This window comes from Nostoc sp., from assembly GCF_036916575.1.
In the GTDB taxonomy this organism is placed as follows: Bacteria; Cyanobacteriota; Cyanobacteriia; order Cyanobacteriales; family Nostocaceae; genus Nostoc.
Window position 1 is genome coordinate 1 of record NZ_JBALGC010000004.1, and the last position, 21,648, is coordinate 21,648.

Annotated in this window: 20 protein-coding genes and 2 pseudogenes; 10 read left to right on the forward strand and 12 right to left on the reverse strand. The window is 39.9% G+C overall.

Annotated features, from left to right (window positions below):
- Window positions 1–326 precede the first annotated feature (326 nt).
- The gene (locus tag V7L29_RS01080) at window positions 327–977 is read left to right on the forward strand and encodes a group II intron maturase-specific domain-containing protein (RefSeq protein WP_334734474.1); all 651 of its coding nucleotides are present in this window, start codon (window positions 327–329) and stop codon (window positions 975–977) included.
- Between the two features lie 11 nt (window positions 978–988).
- On the opposite strand, the gene V7L29_RS01085 is transcribed toward V7L29_RS01080, so the two are convergent.
- The 4 genes from V7L29_RS01085 to V7L29_RS01100 all read right to left on the reverse strand — a co-directional run bounded on the left by V7L29_RS01085 (window position 989) and on the right by V7L29_RS01100 (window position 4,212).
- Window positions 989–2,278 (reverse strand): CHAT domain-containing protein, encoded by a 1,290-nt coding sequence (locus tag V7L29_RS01085; RefSeq protein ID WP_334734262.1) that lies wholly within the window; start codon window positions 2,276–2,278, stop codon window positions 989–991.
- Between the two features lie 58 nt (window positions 2,279–2,336).
- A complete protein-coding gene (locus V7L29_RS01090) occupies window positions 2,337–3,356 on the reverse strand; it encodes an aldo/keto reductase (RefSeq protein WP_334690974.1) in 1,020 nt (339 codons plus the stop codon).
- A 240-nt stretch (window positions 3,357–3,596) separates the two neighbouring features.
- The gene (gene petJ, locus V7L29_RS01095) at window positions 3,597–3,932 is read right to left on the reverse strand and encodes a cytochrome c6 PetJ (RefSeq protein ID WP_334690975.1); all 336 of its coding nucleotides are present in this window, start codon (window positions 3,930–3,932) and stop codon (window positions 3,597–3,599) included.
- Between the two features lie 55 nt (window positions 3,933–3,987).
- The gene (locus tag V7L29_RS01100; protein WP_334734263.1) at window positions 3,988–4,212 is read right to left on the reverse strand and encodes a hypothetical protein; all 225 of its coding nucleotides are present in this window, start codon (window positions 4,210–4,212) and stop codon (window positions 3,988–3,990) included.
- Between the two features lie 191 nt (window positions 4,213–4,403).
- On the opposite strand from V7L29_RS01100, the gene V7L29_RS01105 reads away from it, so the two are divergent.
- Entirely contained in the window at window positions 4,404–5,204 is an 801-nt protein-coding gene (locus V7L29_RS01105; protein ID WP_334690977.1) for a histidine kinase, read from the forward strand.
- Window positions 5,205–5,543: 339 nt separating this feature from the next.
- Here the strand turns inward: V7L29_RS01105 and V7L29_RS01110 are convergent, their stop codons facing one another.
- The 4 genes from V7L29_RS01110 to V7L29_RS01125 form a co-directional block, all read right to left on the reverse strand.
- A complete protein-coding gene (locus tag V7L29_RS01110) occupies window positions 5,544–5,735 on the reverse strand; it encodes a YqaE/Pmp3 family membrane protein (protein ID WP_334734264.1) in 192 nt (63 codons plus the stop codon).
- A 126-nt stretch (window positions 5,736–5,861) separates the two neighbouring features.
- Window positions 5,862–6,260, reverse strand: a complete 399-nt coding sequence (locus V7L29_RS01115) for a phage holin family protein (protein WP_334734265.1) — start codon at window positions 6,258–6,260, stop codon at window positions 5,862–5,864.
- A gap of 311 nt (window positions 6,261–6,571) precedes the next feature.
- On the reverse strand, window positions 6,572–6,913 hold the full coding sequence (locus V7L29_RS01120) for a 2Fe-2S iron-sulfur cluster-binding protein (protein WP_334690980.1): 342 nt from the start codon (window positions 6,911–6,913) through the stop codon (window positions 6,572–6,574).
- A gap of 13 nt (window positions 6,914–6,926) precedes the next feature.
- Window positions 6,927–9,086, reverse strand: a complete 2,160-nt coding sequence (locus tag V7L29_RS01125; protein ID WP_334734266.1) for a Tex family protein — start codon at window positions 9,084–9,086, stop codon at window positions 6,927–6,929.
- A gap of 859 nt (window positions 9,087–9,945) precedes the next feature.
- On the opposite strand from V7L29_RS01125, the gene V7L29_RS01130 reads away from it, so the two are divergent.
- From V7L29_RS01130 to V7L29_RS01165, 8 genes are all read left to right on the forward strand, one after another.
- Window positions 9,946–10,200 carry a hypothetical protein gene (locus tag V7L29_RS01130; RefSeq protein ID WP_334734267.1) on the forward strand — a complete coding sequence of 85 codons (255 nt, stop codon included), beginning with the start codon at window positions 9,946–9,948 and terminating at the stop codon, window positions 10,198–10,200.
- Between the two features lie 1,541 nt (window positions 10,201–11,741).
- Window positions 11,742–11,882, forward strand: coding sequence for a hypothetical protein (locus V7L29_RS01135; RefSeq protein WP_334690983.1), 141 nt, complete (start codon window positions 11,742–11,744; stop codon window positions 11,880–11,882).
- A 510-nt stretch (window positions 11,883–12,392) separates the two neighbouring features.
- The gene (locus tag V7L29_RS01140; protein WP_334690984.1) at window positions 12,393–12,776 is read left to right on the forward strand and encodes an EamA family transporter; all 384 of its coding nucleotides are present in this window, start codon (window positions 12,393–12,395) and stop codon (window positions 12,774–12,776) included.
- Window positions 12,777–12,808: 32 nt separating this feature from the next.
- Entirely contained in the window at window positions 12,809–13,165 is a 357-nt protein-coding gene (locus tag V7L29_RS01145) for an EamA family transporter (protein ID WP_334690985.1), read from the forward strand.
- 97 nt (window positions 13,166–13,262) lie between these two features.
- The gene (locus tag V7L29_RS01150) at window positions 13,263–14,567 is read left to right on the forward strand and encodes an NAD(P)/FAD-dependent oxidoreductase (protein ID WP_334734268.1); all 1,305 of its coding nucleotides are present in this window, start codon (window positions 13,263–13,265) and stop codon (window positions 14,565–14,567) included.
- Between the two features lie 45 nt (window positions 14,568–14,612).
- Entirely contained in the window at window positions 14,613–15,437 is an 825-nt protein-coding gene (locus V7L29_RS01155) for a glycosyltransferase family 2 protein (RefSeq protein WP_334734269.1), read from the forward strand.
- A gap of 441 nt (window positions 15,438–15,878) precedes the next feature.
- On the forward strand, window positions 15,879–17,351 hold the full coding sequence (locus V7L29_RS01160) for a TldD/PmbA family protein (RefSeq protein WP_334734270.1): 1,473 nt from the start codon (window positions 15,879–15,881) through the stop codon (window positions 17,349–17,351).
- Between the two features lie 143 nt (window positions 17,352–17,494).
- Window positions 17,495–18,835, forward strand: coding sequence for a TldD/PmbA family protein (locus tag V7L29_RS01165; RefSeq protein WP_334734271.1), 1,341 nt, complete (start codon window positions 17,495–17,497; stop codon window positions 18,833–18,835).
- A 71-nt stretch (window positions 18,836–18,906) separates the two neighbouring features.
- Here the strand turns inward: V7L29_RS01165 and V7L29_RS01170 are convergent, their stop codons facing one another.
- From V7L29_RS01170 to V7L29_RS01185, 4 genes and pseudogenes are all read right to left on the reverse strand, one after another.
- Complete coding sequence (locus V7L29_RS01170) at window positions 18,907–19,347, reverse strand: pentapeptide repeat-containing protein (protein WP_334734272.1); 441 nt, start codon at window positions 19,345–19,347, stop codon at window positions 18,907–18,909.
- Between the two features lie 242 nt (window positions 19,348–19,589).
- Window positions 19,590–20,054: pseudogene (locus V7L29_RS01175) on the reverse strand (Clp protease N-terminal domain-containing protein); the annotation flags it as partial.
- A 141-nt stretch (window positions 20,055–20,195) separates the two neighbouring features.
- Window positions 20,196–20,441: pseudogene (locus V7L29_RS01180) on the reverse strand (ArsR/SmtB family transcription factor); the annotation flags it as partial.
- Window positions 20,442–20,560: 119 nt separating this feature from the next.
- Window positions 20,561–21,616 (reverse strand): aspartate carbamoyltransferase catalytic subunit, encoded by a 1,056-nt coding sequence (locus V7L29_RS01185; RefSeq protein ID WP_334734273.1) that lies wholly within the window; start codon window positions 21,614–21,616, stop codon window positions 20,561–20,563.
- Window positions 21,617–21,648: the final 32 nt, after the last annotated feature.

The window sequence follows — 21,648 nt, forward strand, 5'->3', positions numbered from 1 at the left end:
GGAGCTAGTAATTTGCTTAAGCCGGATGTGCTGAAAGGTACAAGTCCGGTTTTGAGGGGAGGGGGCAATGGTGACATCGCCTCTTTACCCGACTAGTTCATGAGAACCTAGAAGTCATAAAACTGTGTAAAACAGAGATAGAGAAGTGGTTAAGTGACATCGGGTTAGAATTAAAACCGAGCAAAACAAGACTTGCCCATACCCTGAATAAACTAGAAGACGAAGAACCTGGATTTAATTTTCTAGGATTTAACGTTAGACAATTTCCAGTCGGAAAATACAATTCAGGAAGGGTAAGAGGAAAAATCCTCGGATTTAAGACTATTATCACCCCCAGCAAAGAAAGCCAGAAAAGGCACTATAGAAAAGTGGCTGAAGTAATAGAGAATTCGCGTGGGTTAGACCAAGCGACTTTGATTATGAAACTCAATCCCATTATACGGGGTTGGTGCAATTACTTCTCTACTGTCGTTAGCCAGAAAATATTTGAAAGGCTATGGCATTTAGTTGTCTGGAAGCTTCTTAAATGGGGTCGTCATCGTCATCGAAACAAGGGTAGAGGGTGGATACGCCTTAAATACTTCAAAACCGTAGAAGGCAATAACTGGGCTTTCGTAACCAGGGAGGGCAAAAATCCTCTAATGCTTATACAACATAGTTCCACCGAAATAAAACGCTATGTAAAAGTCAAAGGAACAGCATCCCCTTATGACGGTGACTGGATTTATTGGAGTTCAAGAATGGGTGTACATCCTGAAGTGTCTACGAGAGTAGCAACACTACTCAAAAGGCAAAAAGGAATATGCGCTCACTGCGATAACTACTTCACAGATGGAGATTCGATTGAAGTTGACCACCGTGTTCCTACATCTATTGGTGGACGGAATTCATACGATAATTGGCAACTACTCCATCGACATTGCCATGATAAAAAGACTGCCCTTGATGGTAGTCTTGGTAAGAAATTAGCACATTAATAGTGTTAAACCTAAGCCACCTGTGGAACTCGTAAACTAACGGGGAAAACGATATGTTGGCAACGACGCACTGATGACAACAGCCGTTTTGCTGAGGAGCGGAATGATGGGAAACTATCACGTTCCGTTTTGGAGAGCAGTGGAGGGGGCAACTCCTTCACTGACTTTAATCGATTTCTTGTTCTCAGCACTGTCACCAGTTGATTAATGGGGCGCGTATCCCGATACATCCGCAACAGATGCCAGTCGGTACATTCTCGGTCAATCATCTCCTGCTGCGCCGCTTTAACTGCTTCTTCAACAGTTGCCCCTGTCGCCAAAGCTTGATAAAGTGCCTGTGCCGCTACAATACCCGTGCCGTCATACACCGGACGCGCCCAGCCTAAAACTATACCTGCCCCCGCCTTCACCAATGCCTGCGCCATCGAGGGTACTGTCCCCTTGTTAGAAACCTGTCCCGTATGACAACCAGAGAGAAAAGTTACACGCGGCCAGCGCCCGCGAAAGGCTTTAGCTAAATCATTGACGGTAGTAAGTTGCAAATTCCCCACCTCATCTTCAGTAATGAAGCAGGGGGTATTATCTGCCAACGTTGCACCTTTTGGCAGTAAATAGCCGTAGCCTTTTTGGGTATAAATTATCCCGTGTCCTGTGAGGTGAAAGACATCAAAATAGTCTTCTGGGTAGGATTTCACCAAGTTGGCTAACTCTGCAACCGAGCCACTTTCCTCAACAATCAACGCCAAGGGCTGCTCTTTAGTTGCTTGCAAAATATTCGCTTCTTCCTGCTCAAACCCTAGTGGTGGAACTCTGGGATCTTCAGGAGAAGTAGCCATAAACAGCAACTGCAAGGGGCGATTTTGCACACCAATTATTTGGGTTTGACGCTGCTGCACACAACGCACTGGTAAAACGGAAATATCCCGGCGTTCTATTAAAAACCCTGCACTATCATGTAGCAATTCCCAAGGTAGATGTGCCAATCCCAACGCTACCCGTTCTGTTTCCGGGTTCAACCCCTTTGCTTCGCTGGTTTGAATCAAATCTAGAAGAATCGTTTGCTCATCCGCGTCATCCAGCGCCCTTCTCAGCCATCCTTCTTTACCATCCAGCCATTGATAAAGTTGCCGTCCCAACTGGGTGAGATAAGGTAAGCTGTCTTTTTGTTGAGCATAATAATTTTGCTCAGACAAATCAATCAGCGCTGCCAACTCCGTTTCATCCAGGCGACGTGAGCCATAATCACAACGCAGTTCAAAAGTTTGCTGTTGACTGAGAGCAAAGGTGAAGTTTAGGGGCATGGCTGACAGCAGTAATTTCCACAGTAACCTTCACCGTATTATCACCTTTTTCCCGAAATTAGCGCCGATATTCGTCGCCACAATCGCCGATTAGCTGGTACAAATCGCGTGATTGGCGAGATACTGCATTGATGCGATCGCGATCGTCAACATCTAAACTAAAACTAAATACTTTGGCGTTATCTTCTATATGTTCAGATACACCAAGTCTGGCACCAACTATCACACCGCCCACAGTTGGCTGATCTAAAATGTAACGCACTGCCACGTTAGAGATACTTACCCCATGCTTATTAGCAATTTCCTTCAGGATAGCCAGCAACTCTTGAAATAATTGCCAACCACCCCAAGCATCGATCATGTTTTTATATTTTTTCAAACTAGCAGTAGACAAATCAAATCCTCGCGGTTCCGATTTACCCAAATAATTTTCTGATAACAAACCGCCGCACAGTGTACCGTAAGTAAAAAGCTTTATGTCATGCTGTTGACAAAACTCCACCATATTAACTTCAGGACGGCGGTCAACAAGGGAAAATTGCACTTGGTTAGAAACGATTTTAATACCTGCTTCGGTAATAATCTTTAAGTTTTCCGTGTCAAAATTAGTTAAACCTAGATGCTTAATTTTACCCTCAGTCTGAAGTTCTGCCATATATTTGAGGGCATCCAAGTAATTTTTATCCTGATATTCCCACCAGTGGAATTGCATCAAATCTAACGATTCCACATTCATCCTTCTCAGGGAAATATCAATATTTTCCTCAACCAGTTTTTTCGTCATTTTACCTGGACGAGGCACCCATTTTGTAAAAGCTTGCACCTGAGATAAAGCATCTTTCCCACGAGTATCAATTAGTTCACAGCGAAACTCACCAATAAAGTCTTCTGCGGGGCCATAATGGTCTGCTAAATCCCAAGTGGTAAAGCCTGCATCTAAATATTTGAACATAGTTTCAATGGCGGCATTGGGATTAATCCGTCCATGTGCGCCGGAGACTTGCCACATACCATTTAATATGCGGCAGATGTTTAAATCGGGAGTGAATTGGAGACGGCTAGCTGTGGGTAAGTTCATTTTCAAGTTTAGGAGTGAGAAGGTGGGAGTACAGACGCGATTAATCGCGTCTGTACAAGAGTCAGGAGTGAGAAGAGTTAATAATTAGTGAGTTGACAAGGGGGTTTTTACAGCCTTTTTAACTTTTCTACTTTATTATGAATGATTTCGGACTGCTAGAGTCAATAACTGCTAAAGTCTTAACTCCTAGCTCCTGTACAGACGCGATTAATTGCGTCTGTACTCCTAACTCCTAACTTTCTAACGCCAGCCTTTTTCAGCTTGTTCGAGAACGTAAGTAGCAACGTCTTGAATTTGCTGTTCAGTGAGACGCTCTTTATAGGCTGACATATTATTTTTCCCATTGGTTACTATAGATGTAACTGCCTCTATTGAATCCATGCCATACTTTTTAAGGGCTTGCTTTTTAAGATTTTTACCTCGCCTAATTATGTTGCTGCCGTTAATATGACAACCAGCACAGTGAACACTAAATATTTGTTCACCGTTAACTGTGTCTGCTGCACTAGCAGGAAAAGTAAAAGTACTGATTAATAACAAAAACGTTACTAATACTAATGTGAGTAATTTCTTCAATTAACTTCTCCTGATTTTGACATACTGGTTGCAGGCATAAGTATCAAAACCAATATTATAGGGATTCAAAGTCAGTTGTAAATCCAGCAAAATTTGCACAATCTTCTTGAAAAGCTTCTGCATCACTAACATCTTCAATTTTATAGGACATGATGCGCGTACCATCTGGCATTTTTTTGGAACCAATTAATTCACCTTGATATTTCTGGGCGATCGCTTTAAATTCAGTACCATAGAGCTTCCAGGCATCGCCCGAACAAGTAATATTTACTTGCCACATATTTTTCTCTCAATTACTACCAACAAATATTAATCATCTCACAAATCGGCAAGATATTATACATCACCTCATTAGGGCTGTTATTTTCTATCTAAAGGAAGTGCCTAGCACTATTAGACTACGCCATAATGTGGGTATGAGAACATGCCTAGAAAATTTTATCCAAATTAGTTAAATCCCCAGAGTTGAAAATGCCTAACAATATCAAACAACAAATTCAAGCCGACCTGCAACAAGCTAAAGAAACCGGACAATTAAGAACTGAGCGGATTCGAGAAATTGTGAAATCCGCAGTTTCTCAAGTAGGTTCTGAGTTTAAACAAGGTTCTAGTGAGCTTCGTAGCCTTGTTAGAGATGCTGTTTCTGCTGTCATTGAAAATTTCCAAGAAAAAGGTAGTGAACTCAAAGATGAAGTGACAGCTTCCATTGAAGGAGCGCTAGAAGGGATTAATAGCAAAAGACACGAAAGCATTGCTCAAACTCAGACAGATATCAAGCGGTTACAGGCTCAACTGGATGGTGAAGAAGAAGAACTACAGCAAGAGATTGATGTAATATTGGCAGAGATTGAAGATACGGGTAAACAAGAACCTGCTACTACCAAAACTGCAATTGATTCTGCTGTCAATGCTATTAAAGATAGTGAAGAAGTAGGATTGTTAAAGAAGCGTTACGCGCAACTGCAAGCGCAGCTAGCGATTGTTCGAGCTAACTTAGCTGCACGCTATGGCGGACGTTCTCTGGAGGTTCAAGATTATCTAGACGAGGCTAAACACTGGTATGATAAAGCTCGTCCTCAAGCAGAATCTATGGCTGTACAGGTAGAACAAAAGCGATCGCAACTAGAGGCTCAACTAGGTGAAGCTGGTACATCTATAGCGAAAAAAGAGCGCCAAATCAAACAAACGTTGAGGCAGTTACTCTTAACGGCGGCTGAGTTGTTCAAAGATAAGCAACCTGCTGACAAAGAACGGGATACTATTCATAAATAGACTAGACTGCTTTTTCACAAAAACCCTGATACATATAGATTTTTCGTAGGGGCACGGCATTGCCATGTCCCTACCAACGTATTTGTATAATTATTAAAGACTCAGTTTTCATAGGGTGCGTTAGCCTTTGGCATAACGCACCATTTGATAAGCTAAAAAATATCTAAATTGCTTGAATTAAATTAAACTCTTATCAGGTGTGCAACATGCCCACCCTAATTATGCAAGTTAAATTTGAAATAGCTTATAACTTTTAGTTTTGTTAGAAAGTGAAATGGTGCGTTACAGCTTTAGCAATAACGCACCATACTTAAGATTTCCTAAAATTAATCTTGCGTATTAGTAAATACGTCCCTCTCCATTAAGTTGTTCTTCATGCTTGGCAATCACCCAAATTGCATGAATACTACCGGGTAGCCAACCTAGAAATGTGAGCAAAATGTTAATAAACAAAGTTGGCCCTACTCCGACTGTCAGGAAAACGCCTAAAGGAGGCACTAACAAACCTAGAAGAAAACGAATTAATTTCATGATGTTACAACTTTGTGATTTTGTTTAATTAGATTATTTTGAAGATGTCGAATTAGCAAATCCACCTTTAGATATTTTTTTGGAGTAGAGACGTGATTAAATTGCTATTTCTACTCCTTATAATACTTATCTAGAAGGTAATTCACCTTGGCTTTTTACATCACCACTGCTGGTTAAAAGGTTCCTTTCAACAAAATAGTTATTAATGAAGGTATTAGCAAAAGTTAGAATGACTGGGCCCAGAAGGAAACCAATAATTCCGCGAACTGCGAATCCAGGAACTAGCACTGCTGCTAACCAGAAACACAAACCGTTAATGATCAGCGAAAATGCTCCAAATGATAGAAAGTTAAGTGGTAGGGAAAGAGTAGAAAGAATCGGCTTAACCGAACCGTTAATCAGGCCAATTATAAAAGCGGCAATCAAAGCTGCGGGAAAATTAGCAATATTAACGCCTGGAACAACTAAATCAACAATCAATAGGCTCAAAGCTGTAGCTAGCGCGGTTAAAAATGGTGTTAACATTGTTTCTACCTAATAACTAGAGATTTTTGGTTTGAAACTTCTGATCTCATCTTTAACTATGTGTTAGAGTTTTACCTCTCTTGCAAGATAGAAATTACTTCTACCCCATTAGGTCAATCTATTGAGAAAACTATAGCGGTTATCATATGGATGCAATACATTCTAGGGGCGCACAGCTAGCTATACGCCCCGACGCTATTTTACCAATAGCAAAACTTATCAGTACCGTGAGCCAATATTTTTAAGGGTGCGTTAAATTTGTTTAACGCACCCGACAAATTTAAGATTAATTTAATGTAACAAGCCAACAATCACTCAGATTTTTCAGACTCAGGCTTATAGTAAAGGGCTGATTTATATAAAACTTGTTCTTGATGGGTTTCTAAAGTGCAATCAGATAAAGGGTAAGTTACACAAGTAACAACATAACCAGCCTGTATTTCACTTGGGCGCAGAAATTTTTGCTCACTTTGATCAACTTCACCGCTAATGAGTTTGGCAATACAAGCAGAACATTCGCCTTGTTTGCACCCAGATGGTAGGCGGATACCAGCATCTTCCGCCATATCCAAAACATATTGATCATCTGGTACTTGAATGGTGCGATCCAATCCAAGTGTAGAATTGATGAATTGAACTTGATAAACTGCCATCTGCTGTTTCTAATTATTGTTTAACTGTTTTCATTGACAAACTAATCCGCTTGAGTTTCTCGTTGATTTCTAGCACCTGCACTTTGACTACTTGTCCGACTTTGACAACTTTTTTGGGATCGTCTACAAATTTATCAGCAAGTTGGGATACATGCACCAAGCCATCCTGATGTACGCCGATATCAACAAACGCGCCGAAGTTGGCGACATTCGTGATGATTCCCTCTAGTTCCATTCCCACCTTTAAGTCATTAATTTCTTTAATTCCTTCTTTGAAGGTGGCATACTTAAACTCTGCACGGGGATCTCTACCTGGTTTTTCCAGTTCGCTAAGAATGTCGCGTAGTGTCGGTTCACCAACGCTATCGGTAACGTATTTCTTCAGGTTGGTCTTTTTGAGTTTTTCGGCAATTTGTATCACCTGATTTAATGGCACATTTAGATCAGATGCGATCGCTTCTACTACAGAGTAACTCTCTGGATGCACAGCTGTATTATCTAATGGGTTGTTACCGCCGCGAATCCGCAGAAAACCTGCTGCTTGTTCAAAAGCTTTTGGCCCCAGCTTCGGAACTTTCAAGAGTTGTCGGCGATTTTTAAAGGCTCCATGCTGGTTGCGATGGGCAACAATATTATTAGCAACTGTTACCGTAATCCCAGAAACGGAAGTCAGAAGTTCTTTGGAGGCGGTGTTCAAGTCTACGCCGACGTAGTTAACGCAGCTTTCTACGGTGTCATCCAATTTCTTTTTCAACAACTTCTGATCGACATCGTGCTGATATTGTCCCACACCAATGGATTTGGGATCGATTTTCACAAGTTCCGCTAAGGGGTCTTGCAAACGGCGACCGATGCTAATGGCCCCGCGCACGGTAATATCTAAATCAGGAAACTCTTCCAGCGCTACAGTACTTGCAGAATATATAGATGCGCCAGACTCATTCACCATCACCTTAACTGGTTTGCGTTCTATTGTTTGCAATACTTGCGTGACAAATTCCTCTGTTTCGCGGGACGCTGTACCGTTACCGATGGCGATTAACTCAATTTTGTACTTTTCAATTAGATTTTTGACAGTTTGTGCGGCTTTGAGTCGTTGTTCAGCCGCTTGGTGGGGAAATACGGCTTGGTATTCCAAAAATTTTCCAGTTTGGTCAAGAACTGCAACCTTACACCCAGTTCTAAATCCAGGGTCTATCGCCAGTGTTGGTTTCATTCCTGCTGGTGCAGACAGCAGCAACTCTCGCAGATTAGTTTCAAATGTCTTGATTGATTCCATATCTGCACAAACTTTATTCTCAGAAATTACCTCTCCCATTAGAGAGATTTTCATCAAACGATTGAATGCATCTTTCAACATTGACTGATAAAAATCCCGAATTGTCCGAACTTTGGTTTTAATTTCTTTCGACTCAAGATAATAAAGTACTGTATCCTCATCGAAAGCAATTTCAAAGCTTAATACTTTCTCAGTTTCACCCCGACACAACGCCAGCATATTGTGGGGTGCAATATTTTTTACCCTAATTTGATAGTTACGGTACATCTCAAATTTGGTTGTACCTTCCGGGTAATCATCTTTGATGCGGGAGACAAATACTCCTTCTTCTAGGAGATAGTCGCGGATATATGCGCGTAACTCAGCTTTTTCAGCTACTTCTTCCGCTAAAATATCAGCAGCACCTTTGAGCGCCTCTTCTGCTGTTTTTACTCCCTTGGTTTGGGAAATATACTCAGCCGCTTCTTCTTCCAGGGAAGCCGTTGCAGCATTTTTTACATTTAGCGACTTGATAAATTCCGCCAGTGGTTCGAGTCCTTTTTCTCTGGCAATGGTAGCGCGGGTGCGTCGCTTTGGTCGATAGGGTAAGTATAAATCTTCAAGTTCAGTTTTTTGTAAGCAGGATGAGATTTTGGCTTTGAGTTCATCTGTAAGTTTACCTTGGTCAGCGATCGCATTTAAAATTACCGATTTTCGTTCTTCCAGTTCTGTTAAATAAGTATATCGATCAGCCAGTTCACGTAGTTGCACTTCATTCATCTCATCGGTGCGCTCTTTGCGGTAACGTGCAATAAAGGGAATTGTTGCACCCTCCGCCAAAAGTTCCAGTGCGTTTTGCACCTGATGGGGTTTGAGGTTTATTTCAGTTGCCAGTAATTGAGGAATGTTCAACATTGGGTGTCTAAAATGAAAAAATGAAAATGCTACTTATAAAGGTAATATGTTAGATCCTTATCCTGGCGCAAGGCTAAAGTTTTAAGCTAATTTACTAGATGATTGCTCACAAGAGTGTAATTGGCGAAATAGATAAAACCCACCTACGCAAGTTTTAAACTTTTTGAATCCGCGTAGGTAAACGAGAGTTTGTATAGCATAACGCAGCAATACTGAGTCAGGAGAACGGCAGAACGAGCCTTACCCGAAAGGATTGTGTGTTTCTACACTTAAAGCAGGCTTACGCATAACTTCTTGTACCTCTACTCTTAAAGCCTTGTCATTACCAACATCTTTTAAATCTCTCACTTCGTTGCTATCCCACCTGGGAATCAATTCTGAGGCTAATAGCTTAAGTCCTCTTAAGATGACTAAATATAGCGGTTCCCATTCAGATGCGGTACAACATTATATCGCGAGGTGTAGAGGCACGGCATTGCCGCCCCTACAGGTGTACCTCACGTAAACGAGAACCGCTATACAAGATTTGAAGTGATGTTAGGTACCTGTCTTCAGTGAAAGCGAACATTTCAGTCACTTGAGTGGACTTGAGCTAAAAGCCAATGAACTTCAGTTCTGGGCGGGATATCGGTTAGCGCGATATGACTGTTATAAAAATGTTGGTAATGACACTTCATCTGTCGCAATCATTATTCCAATTGGTGTAAGATACGACGTTGCATAATCTTGACTTTCTATAATATTTATTTCGATCGACTGTTGTGGCTAAAACCTTATTGGATGTAAAATTAGCCAAAATCCAAAAACAATTTCAATTTGTTTAATAAGCACAACAGCTTTTAGTTCAGAGGTTAATAAAATGCCTTTGTTTTTCTTGATACCACTGTGTACGGCTTTAGCCACTGGCTACTTCTTCAAAAAGAGTACTGATGAAATTGCATATCTAGCAGGTGTATTTGCAGCTATTAGTTTGGTTTTCAGTTTGGTATTAGCACCCTGGCAGATTCAGTTTGGATTGTTACTCATTGTCTTAATAATTACCAACAAACTTTTACAAGAAAATGAGTCCAAACAAACTGAAGTTGCAGGAAAACAACCTAGAGAAATTAAATAATACCAACTACCACAAACTAATTTTTTCTCAACTTTAAACTGCTGAAAATTATCAGACAGCTAACCCAGTAATGTCTTTAAAACGGAACTTGGTAGTTTTTTTATGGGAAATTATTCCCTCTAAGTATGGTCTCGACTACTTTATACTCACTTTTTAAATAAAATATTTCCTAATCATGCAAGCTTGATCTTCTTCCTCAGCCCATGAACGTTATGTTTAGGTTAGGTATTGTTGAGCTTTTTCATCTGTCACGCGACCGTAATATTAAATAAAGTTTGATGATAGAATTTACAAATATGGTCTTCTGACTTACTTAGTGTCGGAATTAACTCTCAACTAAGTTTTGTCTTAAATATTTGAATTTAAAGGTTTTCGTGGATAAATAAAAAACGATTTAAACTCTCGATTACCATCACAATTTCTGCTGTAATTAATGTCTTATTGTGCTACAGCGTGCCATTGTTTGCACTGTTGTTAAAGTTTTAATTCTGCTTTCTCAAACTCTTAGCTTTGCACTTCTAGAGTCTGATATTAAATTGCTACTTCTGCAAGTTTATTAGCCAAACTGACTTTTCATGGCATGTGGAAAAGGTCATTTTAAGGATTTTCCAAACCCTGATTTTTCCATTGTTAATTATCATTAACTTATCAACATTGACAATATAACTGGGGAAAAAGCCACACTGTCTCGTGGTTTGAGGGCTTCCTTGAAAAGTCAGATTAACTAGAAAGTGTTTTATGAATGTACAAATCCTTAAATATAAAGATTTATCTAGAAGAAAGTTTCAATTTTATGAAGTTTCTGCTGAAGTATATTTTCGGGAAATGAAGTTTTGATGAAGTGTGACGAGAAATTTGCAACACGCTTTTATCGTGGTATTCTAGTAAGTGATTACATGTAACAATAAATTTGAAGAGAAAACTCTAGTTGAAATTACATGTAATAAATAACAATCAAGCAAACATACATACTGAATAATGTAAAAACATTTCAAATTCGATGCAATCAACATCAACTCCGAGTTGATCAGCCAACGCTAGTTTACATTAGCCGTTAGTGTCGTCAAAAACTTCATTTAGACAGTGATTAAAATTCCCCAGAAACCTGTAAAACGCATTACTGTAGATTGATTCATCTCTGGTTTCCGCAGCCAAGCAGACCTCTGTTACTCATTGTGTTTCTATTCTATTTCCAAAAAAAGCACGTATACACACTGAATTTGAGTACAAATTTTTATGAATCGGCTTAGTTATCAGCCGAGGTTACAGATATGTCTGTGAGCCTGGAGAAATTCTATGGTATATGAGTAAATTAATAAACTTTACTGGAGAAAATTTAAGAACATTTATCAATCCAGTTAAGTTAATGGCTTGAGAAGTTGAGTAGTGTCTTCAACAAGATTTCTACAACAGGATACAACTGATGAAAGTTAATCATGAAAGTTAATCAATGGATTAATCAAAAATTTTGTCAATCCATTTTTATTCTCTTAGTCTCCATGTGTTGAACATGTGGGTCGAATCCGAGTTTAGCAGAAGCAATGTCTACGACGACTACGCCTACGCGTACTGCTAAACTTTGTCCACAGCAAATTTGTGGCAAAACCCTCAACCTTTCCTATCTCTGCATCCACTATGACCTAGATATTGCTCCCCGCCCTAAAAGTAGTCTTGAAGCATAACTGGCTGATACGGAAGATTTCTGCAATTCACAGTTGTGCAAAGCCTAAATTGATTGTGCCAATTGCCAAGCCAGAAAACTACTTTGTCTGGGAGTATAAGGGACTGACAAATAAAAAAATACTCAATTACTTCTTGTGAAATGGGCGTCTCACCGCCCATAGCTAAGGCCGGACTTTTCGGTTTACCCCACAAGATTGGATAATTTATTTGTTGTCAGTCTCTAACCCGATAAACCAATTTAGCGTACTCTACTGCTATTGTATAGGATGCTACCATAAACCAGTAACCAACCTGCAAGTTGCATAGTATTTAGTTGCTAGCTTTAGGACATCAGCTTCAACGGTCATTTTGATATCAATCCCTTTAACATAGCCTTCCTAATTTTGTTGTGTATTTACTGAAGTGGAGGTTGAATTGCACAAAAGGTGTGACCGAAATCTGAAACGTTTAAAACAAAGGCTATTTACTGTCTGCTTCATACCTCCTATCTCGATTGAGGCAAATGTACTATGAAATCTATCTCGCAAATTTCAAACTTTCAAATAATTCCTTATATCATCTTATTTATCAGTATTTTATTTAGTATTTCTGGGCAATTGCTGATGAAGCATACCATGAGTAATACAAATGAAGGACTATTTACTTGGGTATTTATTGAACAATTAGTATTAGCTGTTAGTGTTTATTGCTTGGGAATAGCAAATTGGATATTAGCTCTGCGCTCTGTGAAATTGAGTATTGCTTATCCCCTGACTAGTTTAAATTATGTCGGTATACTTTTCGGTTCATACTACTTTTTTAATGAAGTGATTACACTAACTCGAATAGCAGGAGTAATCACGATTTTTCTGGGTGTTCTTTTAGTGGCTATTCCACTTAAAAAATCTATATAAATCTCTAGTAAATTTTACAAAAAACATTGGAAATGAACATCATTACTTGGCTAATTTTAATGCTTGTAGTTTTATTTGGAACAGCAGCTAACCTATCACTAAAGTATGGACTTTACATTTCTAGCCCTACTAAGGGAGTAAATGCATCTATCCGAAATCTGTTATTCTCTCGTTATTTTTTGATTTGGTTTATCTGCTATATATTTATGACTATATTGTGGCTTTATGTATTGCGGATAATTCCTCTGAGTCAAGCATTTCCAGTTCTAGGATTAATGTATGCACTTATACCGATCGCTTCTCACCATCTTCTAAAAGAGCAGGTTCTATTTAGCCAGTGGTTAGGAATTTCCATTATCATAACTGGTGTAGTTATGGTTGTACATTAATAGCTCAAAAGGCAATTATTGAGGTTGAGGTTATTAATATTAAAAGCCTCTGAAGATAAATCTCATCTCAAAGACATCCGTACAAAAATCTAAATTTATGAATATAGGTATCATTGGCGCAGGTATAACTGGGCTAGTATTAGCTCAACGTCTTTCACATCAAGGACATACAGTCACTGTCTTCGATAGCAGTAAGCAGCTTGGTGGACTTACCACCTATCATGATTACGGGTTATTTACCTGGGATCGCTTTTATCACGTTATTCTACCTTCTGATACTCACCTAATAAATTTTCTCAGAGATATTGGTCTTGGAGACAAACTGCGTTGGCATCGAAGTTTAACAGGTTTCTACGACAATCAAAAATTTTATTCTATTAGTAACACTATAGAATTTCTGCGCTTTCCTTTATTTGGAATTATAGGTAAAATCAGATTAGCTTTTACTCTCCTGTATGGTTCACGCCTTAATAACTGGCGGCGCTTAGAGAAGATTTTAGTTGAAGATTGGCTATTGAAACTCGCTGGAAAAAACACATACGAAAAGCTCTGGAAACCCTTACTATTATCCAAATTAGGAGATAACTATAAGCGAATCTCAGCAGTTTTTATCTGGGCTTATATCAAACGACTATTTTCAGCGCGGGATTCTTCATTAAATAAAGAACAACTTGGTTATGTCTCAGGTGGTTACAAAACTGTTTTTGACCATATAGAAAAATTAATTTACGCGGCTGGAGGTCATGTCCACACAGGTGTTGCAGTGGAATATATTGCACCTCATCCAGGGGGTGGAATGTGGGTAGAATATCAGGGTAAAAAGGAACATTTTGATAAAGTAATTTTTACTGGTCCAGTTAATATTCTGCAACAGGTCGCTGCCAATGAACTGGTGAAAGTTTCAGACACTGGTGAAACAGTAGAATACCTGGGTGTAATCTGCATGGTACTTATTACTCGCAAGGCTCTAGTTCCTTATTACGTAGTAAATATTGCCGATAGAAATGTTCCCTTTACTGGAGTCATCGGTATGAGTAACTTAGTTTCCTTACAGGAAACGGCAGGATATCACATGACATTCCTACCAAAATATATACTTTCCACTGACCCGCTGTTAAAACAGCCCGATGATGAATTGCGCCAAGTATTTTTCCAGGGTATACGTTTGATGTTCCCAGAACTCAAAGCAGATGACATTGTGGCAGCACATATTAATCGAGCTATTAAAGTACAGCCACTACAAGTTTTAGATTATTCAAGTCTTGTTCCAAAAGTGAGTACTGAAAACGATGATTTTTTCGTCGTTAATACCTCACAGTTGGTCAATGATAGCGTCAACAACAACGCAGTTGTCCGACACGTCGATGAATTTCTCCAAAAATCAACATTATTGAATTTTTGAAATTTGAGTAATGGTATTTTATTTTAAAAATAATACGAGGTCCTTATGAGTCTTTTTGTTCTTTTACCTGCATACAACGAGCAAGAATCAATTCGCCCCTTGTTCAAAAAGTTTCAAATATTGCAGCAAATCTCTAATATGGAGATACAACTGATTCTTGTTGATGATGGCAGTAGTGATACAACTGCTCAGACTGCTTTAGATGAATCTCAATCACTGGGTATATTACTGAAATTAGTACAACATCCCAAAAATGCTGGTTTAGGTCAAGCAATCAAAACAGGTTTCATGACTTTCTTAGAAATTTCTAAAGAAGGCGATTTTTTAGCTGCTATGGATTGCGACAATACTCAACCACCAGAACTGTTAATAAAGATGTATGACACTATGATAGCTGGTAGCTATGATATTGCGATCGCATCTAGATATCGAAAAGGCTCTAAAGTCATAGGCTTATCAAAATTTAGAGAGCTGATGAGTTACGGAGCCAGCTGGCTTTTTAGAATTGCAGCCAGTGTACCGGGTGTAAGAGACTACACTTGTGGTTACAGGTTGTATAACCGTAATTTAGTTAGTAAACTGGATTTGTATTATGGGGAGAGTTTATTCACTGAAAGTGGATTTGCTTGCATGATAGATTTACTATTGAAAGCCAAAGTACTCAAACCAAAAATCGTAGAAATTCCAATGGTTTTGAGATACGATCAAAAGCCGACTGCTAGCAAGATGAAAATTATTAAAACTATTACTCGAACTTTAAACGTCTTGTTTAAGAACTTTTCATCGACAGGACAAACTTCCAATTTAGGTGATACTTTCACGGAGCAAGAAACAACAAAAATTCCACTTAAAATGGCAAATCGTAAATAAACCTGAGAAGGAATAGGCTTTCACCAAAAATTAACTTGATGAAAAAATGGTAACTTATCAACGGTGTCATTCTAAGGATGAGCAAGGCAGAAATCAAAAATAAGTTTGATGAAATTGCTGCTTTGACCAATATATGTGAATTTTGCTCTTTATACTTTAATAAATTGGAAGACAGTCTAAGACTACCTTCCAATTATGTATGAATGTTTTAACTTTCTGGTTTGCTAATTCTTGGCGTTTAAAACATTACACCCAGTATTGCAACTGATTCTCTAAACATTCTCTTCATTTATTACCAGGGTGCAACTATGCAACGCGTTTCCAAGGTGAGGAAACCTCTACTGCCTTTCTGCCGACTGTGGCTTTCACTCATTTGTTAGACTGAACACACCAGGATTTTTCAGTCAAATCTCTGAATTACGCCAGCAGACGAGGCTACCCATGCTTACAAGTACGCTACTTCTCTCGAATCAACTTCCCACCTTACAATATTCCTCCACACCAGAGCGTTTCGATGAAACCTGGGAAGCCCCCCTGGCTACCCTTCTGGGACTAGGACGCGCCGCTGGTGCTGACTTTATCGAGTTATTTTTAGAGCGTCGCAACTATATTAGTTCTCTTGCAGAAGATGACGCCATCACCAGTATTTCACCCAGTCTGTCTACAGGCGCGGGAGTTAGAGTATTTCGCGGCAAAGCTGACTGTTATGTCAGCACCAATGACCTTTCGTTTTCCGGTTTGAAAGCAGCTTTAGAAAAAGGTCTTTCTATCCTGGGATTGCAATTACCTACTGCTAAAGCTTTCATCCCAGAAATCAACCTGGAATTATTGAGAGATTACGCCACCAAAAGAGGTAAAGATGCTTGGCTACCAGTGTGTAGCTCCATCCGAGAAATGGGAGAAGTCCTGCTTGATGGTACTGCCCACTTGAAGCAAAAAGCTAGCCACGTCCAATCGCGTCGTGCTACCTATTTTCGGGATTGGCAAGAAGTTTTAATCGCTGCCAGTGATGGTACTTTTGCCCGTGACATCCGCCTCACCCAGTCAGTAGGATTTAACCTTTTATGTGCTGATGGTGCTAATCGCGCCTCAATTGGCGATCGCGCTGGTAATACTAGCGATGCCAACTTCTTAAGAACTTGGGATTCTCAACAAGCTGCTGAGAAAATAGCAGAATCTGCTGGAAAAATGCTTTACGCAGATTACGTGGAATCGGGCACTTACCCCATCATTATGGCCAATCACTTTGGCGGCGTAATCTTCCACGAAGCTTGCGGACACCTGCTAGAAACCACTCAAATTGAACGCAATACCACTCCCTTTGCTGACAAAAAAGGCGAAAAAATTGCCCACGAAAGTTTAACAGCTTGGGATGAAGGGCGTTCTGAAAATGCCTTCGGGACAATTGACATGGATGACGAAGGTATGCCGGCTCAAAGAACCCTATTAATTGAAAAAGGCGTTCTCAAAAACTTCTTAGTAGATAGAACAGGTTCTGCACGCACCGGACACCCTAGAACTGGAAGTGGACGCCGCCAAAATTATACCTTTGCCGCTGCTAGCCGGATGCGTAATACTTATATTGATTCTGGCGAATACACCAGTGATGATTTATTTGCCTCTGTTGATAAAGGTATTTACTGTAAAAAGATGGGTGGTGGTAGCGTTGGTGCTACAGGTCAATTTAACTTTGGTGTTGATGAAGCTTATTTGATTGAAAATGGCAAAATCACCAAACCGTTAAAAGGAGCAATTCTTATCGGTGAAGCCAAGGAAATTATGAATAAAATTTCCATGTGTTCTCAAGATTTGGAAATTGCACCAGGTTTTTGTGGTTCTGTCAGCGGCAGTATTTACACCACAGTAGGACAACCCCACATCAAGGTTGATTCTATTACTGTAGGTGGACGATAACCTCGTCAACTCGTTGCCAGATTACACCTGGAAACGCCTTCTTTGTGGCTCTGCCACTATTTTATTTAGGAGGCAGAAGCTCTTTACTATTACACTCCCAAACTGAAGCAGGGAGTGAGAAAATCTCAAATTAAAAATTGACTATGCCCAATATCAATGAAATTGCAAATTTTGCTAAGGACAATGCTAATAAGCTTGGCATTAAGAAATTCGACATTTATGGCTCAACAGTAGATGACACTAGTGTGCAAGTAGACCAAGGTGAGCCAAAACAAGTCAAAGCCTCAAATCGCTCTGGTGTTACTGTTCGTGTCTGGAATGAAGATAATACAATGGGTGTCACCAGTACTACAGATGTAGATCCCAAGGGATTAGAATTAGCTTTGAAAACTGCCTACGAAGCCAGTTTCTTTGGTGTTAAAGAAAATGTTCCTGATTTTAGTCCAGAGGCTACTGTCCCTATTCCAGATAAAGCTCACGATAAGACACCCCAAGCACCTGTTGCTGAACTTATAGAAAGATTGTTGGTAGCTGAAAAAGAATTACTAGCAGCCCATCCAGCAATTAAAGGTGTGCCTTATAATGGGTTATCGCAAAGAGATATTGACAGGTTTTATCTAAATAGCGACGGTGCAGTTAGAACTGAATCTCACTCGTTAGCATCAGTTTATCTTTACAGCAAAACTGAGGAAGATGGAAAAAAACCTCGCAGTGCAGGTGCTTTTAGAATTAACCAAAGTTTAGATAATCTAGACATCAATGGTTGCATCAAAGAAACCGCAGATAAAACTATCAGTCACTTGAACTATGAAAAAATAAAAACTGGTAAATATCAAGTTGTTTTTTCACCGGAAGCTTTTTTAAGTCTGTTGGGTGCTTTTTCTAACTTGTTTAATGCCCAAAGTATTTTGGATAATCAAAGCCTATCTACTCCTGATGATTTAGGTAAGCAAATTGCTTCTCCTCTACTTTCGGTTTTTGATGATGCACTTCACTCAGCTAACGTTGGTGCAGAGAGTTTTGATGGTGAAGGAACTCCTACTCGTCAGATTTCGCTGATTGAAAATGGTGTTTTAACAAGCTTTCTCCACAGTGCAGGCACTGCTAAAAGGTTAAATACCCAGCCAACAGGTAATGCAAGTATTGGTGCAAAAGTCAGCGTTAGTCCCAATTTTTATCACGTTTTTACAACAGCAACTCCTGAAGAAGAGTTGAGCTTAGAAACGGCTGAAAATGTGATTTTTATCGATGATTTACAAGCTCTTCATGCAGGAGTTAAATCCTTGCAAGGTTCTTTTTCTTTGCCGTTTGATGGTTGGCTAGTTAATAAGGGTGTCAAGACAAGTATTGAGTCAGCAACTGTTGCTGGCGATTTCTTGGAACTCTTAAAGTCAATTATTTATGTAGAAAAAGAGCCAAAGCTAACGCCAGGTGGAGTTTGCCCGAAAATATGGGTTAGTGAACTGTCGATTACCGGTGAATAAAACTTACCAAGTGCAGAGTTAGGAGTTAAATAGTAACTCTTAACTCATCACTTTAAAGTCGTAACTCATCATTAGTATTCACCACCGACGCTAATGGCAGTATTAAATACTTTAGCACCGCTTAAATCAATATTAGCTAAAACAGCGCCATCTACGTCAGTATTATATAAACGGGAATTACTCAAATTAACGTTGGTGAGATTGGCTTTATTTAAGATAGTATCGCTGACGAATGCTTCTTTGAGATTAGCAGACTTCAAATTAGCACCAGTTAAATCGGCACCTTCTAAGTTAGCACCTTCGAGATTAGCTCCTTTTAAATTTGCATTTCTCAGGTCAACACCTATCAGATGAGCGCCTTTGAGGTTTGCACCTGCTAAATTACATCCCAAACATGCTCTAGTTTCCAGCAAACGCCGGACAGGGGCGGAGTTTTCTGCTTTGACGGGAATGGGAGCAGCTAAAGATAGCGTGCTGAGTATGGCTGCTGCCGTCAAAAAAATTCGTTTCATATTTACCTCCGACACTTCTAGAAGTCTTTAAACTCTTAACTTCTACGCTACCAGTGTGGCAAGATTACAGGATTCTGTCCTCATGCGATCGGAGGAATACATAATTTCTATGAGACTAGGTATTTTTCTGTAAGGTAGTCCGATCGGACTAAAATTAAAAGATTATTAGTATTAATTTTACGTATATAGAGACGTAAAATATCGCGTCTCTATATATGTAGAAACGGTTGATCATCTTAAGTCAAAGGTCTTCGCAGTCGTTGTTCTAATGAAACCAAGTCTACCCCAAGATTTTGCAGAACCCTAATTGCTACTCCCTGTCCTCTACCTATTGCAGCTTCGCAAAGAATACCTAACAGCAGATGCTCTGTGCCAACATAGTTAACACCAAGTTGCCCTGATTGTTCTACCGATAGTTCTAATGCCTGCTTGGCTCTGGGTGTGAAAGGAATATCTAAAGGTGTATTACCCTTACCTTTGCCAATAATTTTTTCTACCTCTATCTGTGCATTTTCCAAATTTACCCCTACAGAGGTGAGAAACTGCGATCCCAAACCGCTACCTTCGCCAAGCAATCCCAGCAAAATCTGTTCTGTACCAATATATTGATGTCCCAAGCGGCGAGATTCACCTTGAGCAATAGAGATGGCTGTAACAGCTGTTTGAGTAAATCTTTCAAAACCTCTAAGGTGAAATCTGGTAGACATAAACCCAAAAAGTTTGTCAAAAATAGACTCAAAAAATGTTTCAAACATAAACCCTTCCTGTTTTGATATATTGTTGACTGGCTCAATAATGCGATCGCATTTATTTTTCCCTGTAGTTAAAAAAGACAGCAAATTCTCCATCGTCTTAGCATTTGCTGAGTACCACAGAAATTGCTTCTCTCTTCGGCTATTGACTAACTCTTCAATCCGTAGCTTCTCCAAATGGTGTGATAGCGTTGAGTTCGGGATTTTTAGCTTTTCTTGAATTTCTCCTACGGTCATCCCGTCTGGATAAGCCGCAAATAGCAGTCGCATAATTTCCAGCCGAGGCTCCGACCCTAATGCTGCAAAAATGTCTGCATACCGGGCCGTTTCTTTATTATCCATATTTCTAGAATAATAGAAATAACTAATTTGTCAATAGCAGCATCACAGGTTAAAGACTTGCTCTACCTGATCGCGCTCTTTTTTCATTTTGACTTTTGTACTCAACCTAAGGATACCAATTAAGCCTTGCCGCTACCTAACAAATACAGCAAGGCCATGCGAACGGCGACACCGCTGGTAACTTGCGATTGAATGAGACTAAATTCTGGGTCATCCATCAATTCAGAACTAATTTCAACACCACGGTTGACTGGGCCTGGATGCAAAACTTTGACGTTAGCTTTACAAAGTTGCAGCTTTGTGCGTGTAATGCCAAATAGCTGATGATATTCTCGCAAACTTGGCAGCAAATGAGCCGTCATGCGTTCCTTTTGCAGGCGCAAAGTCATGACAAAATCGGCATTCTGCAAAGCTGGTTCTAGCTGCCAATGTAGAAAAAGTTGTTGATTTGGGGAAGTGGAAAATGAGGGGGATAAGGGGGATGAAGAGATAATAAACTCCTGACTCCTGATTCCTGATTCCAAGATAAACTCGGCAAATAACTTGGGTAAGAGGGTGGGTGGTGCTGCCAGATGCACTTCGGCACCACTGGCAATTAAACTCCAGATATTTGATCGCGCCACGCGAGAATGGAGAATATCCCCAACAATAGCAATCTTTTTACCCTTTAAAAGTTTAAGTCGGGGGTGATCTGGGTCAATTAAAGTACAAATGGTAAATAAATCTAGCAGGGCTTGGGAAGGATGCTCATGTTGACCATCACCAGCATTGAGGACGCTAACTCGTACACCTAAACGATCCATTTCAGCCGCGATCGCATTTGGTACTCCTGCCTCTCGATGGCGGACTACCATAATATCAGTTCCCATAGCCAAATAGGTCTTCGCCGTGTCGAGAATTGTTTCTCCCTTAGTCATAGAGGAAGTGGCTGCGGCGAAGTTCAGCGTATCTGCACTTAAACGTTTGGCAGCGATTTCAAAACTGCTGCGAGTCCGGGTAGAGGGTTCAAAAAATAAATTCGCCACCACTTGTCCCTGCAAGGTTGGCACTTTCTTCGTCCGCCGTGATAGCACCTCTTGAAAAGAGGCCGCAGTTTGCAAAACTGTATCGTATTCAGTGGTAGTGAAGTCAGCTAGAGAAAGAATGTGATGACGATTCCAGGTGGTAGTAGGCATAAATAGCAATCAGTTTCCTGCATAGAGAGCGA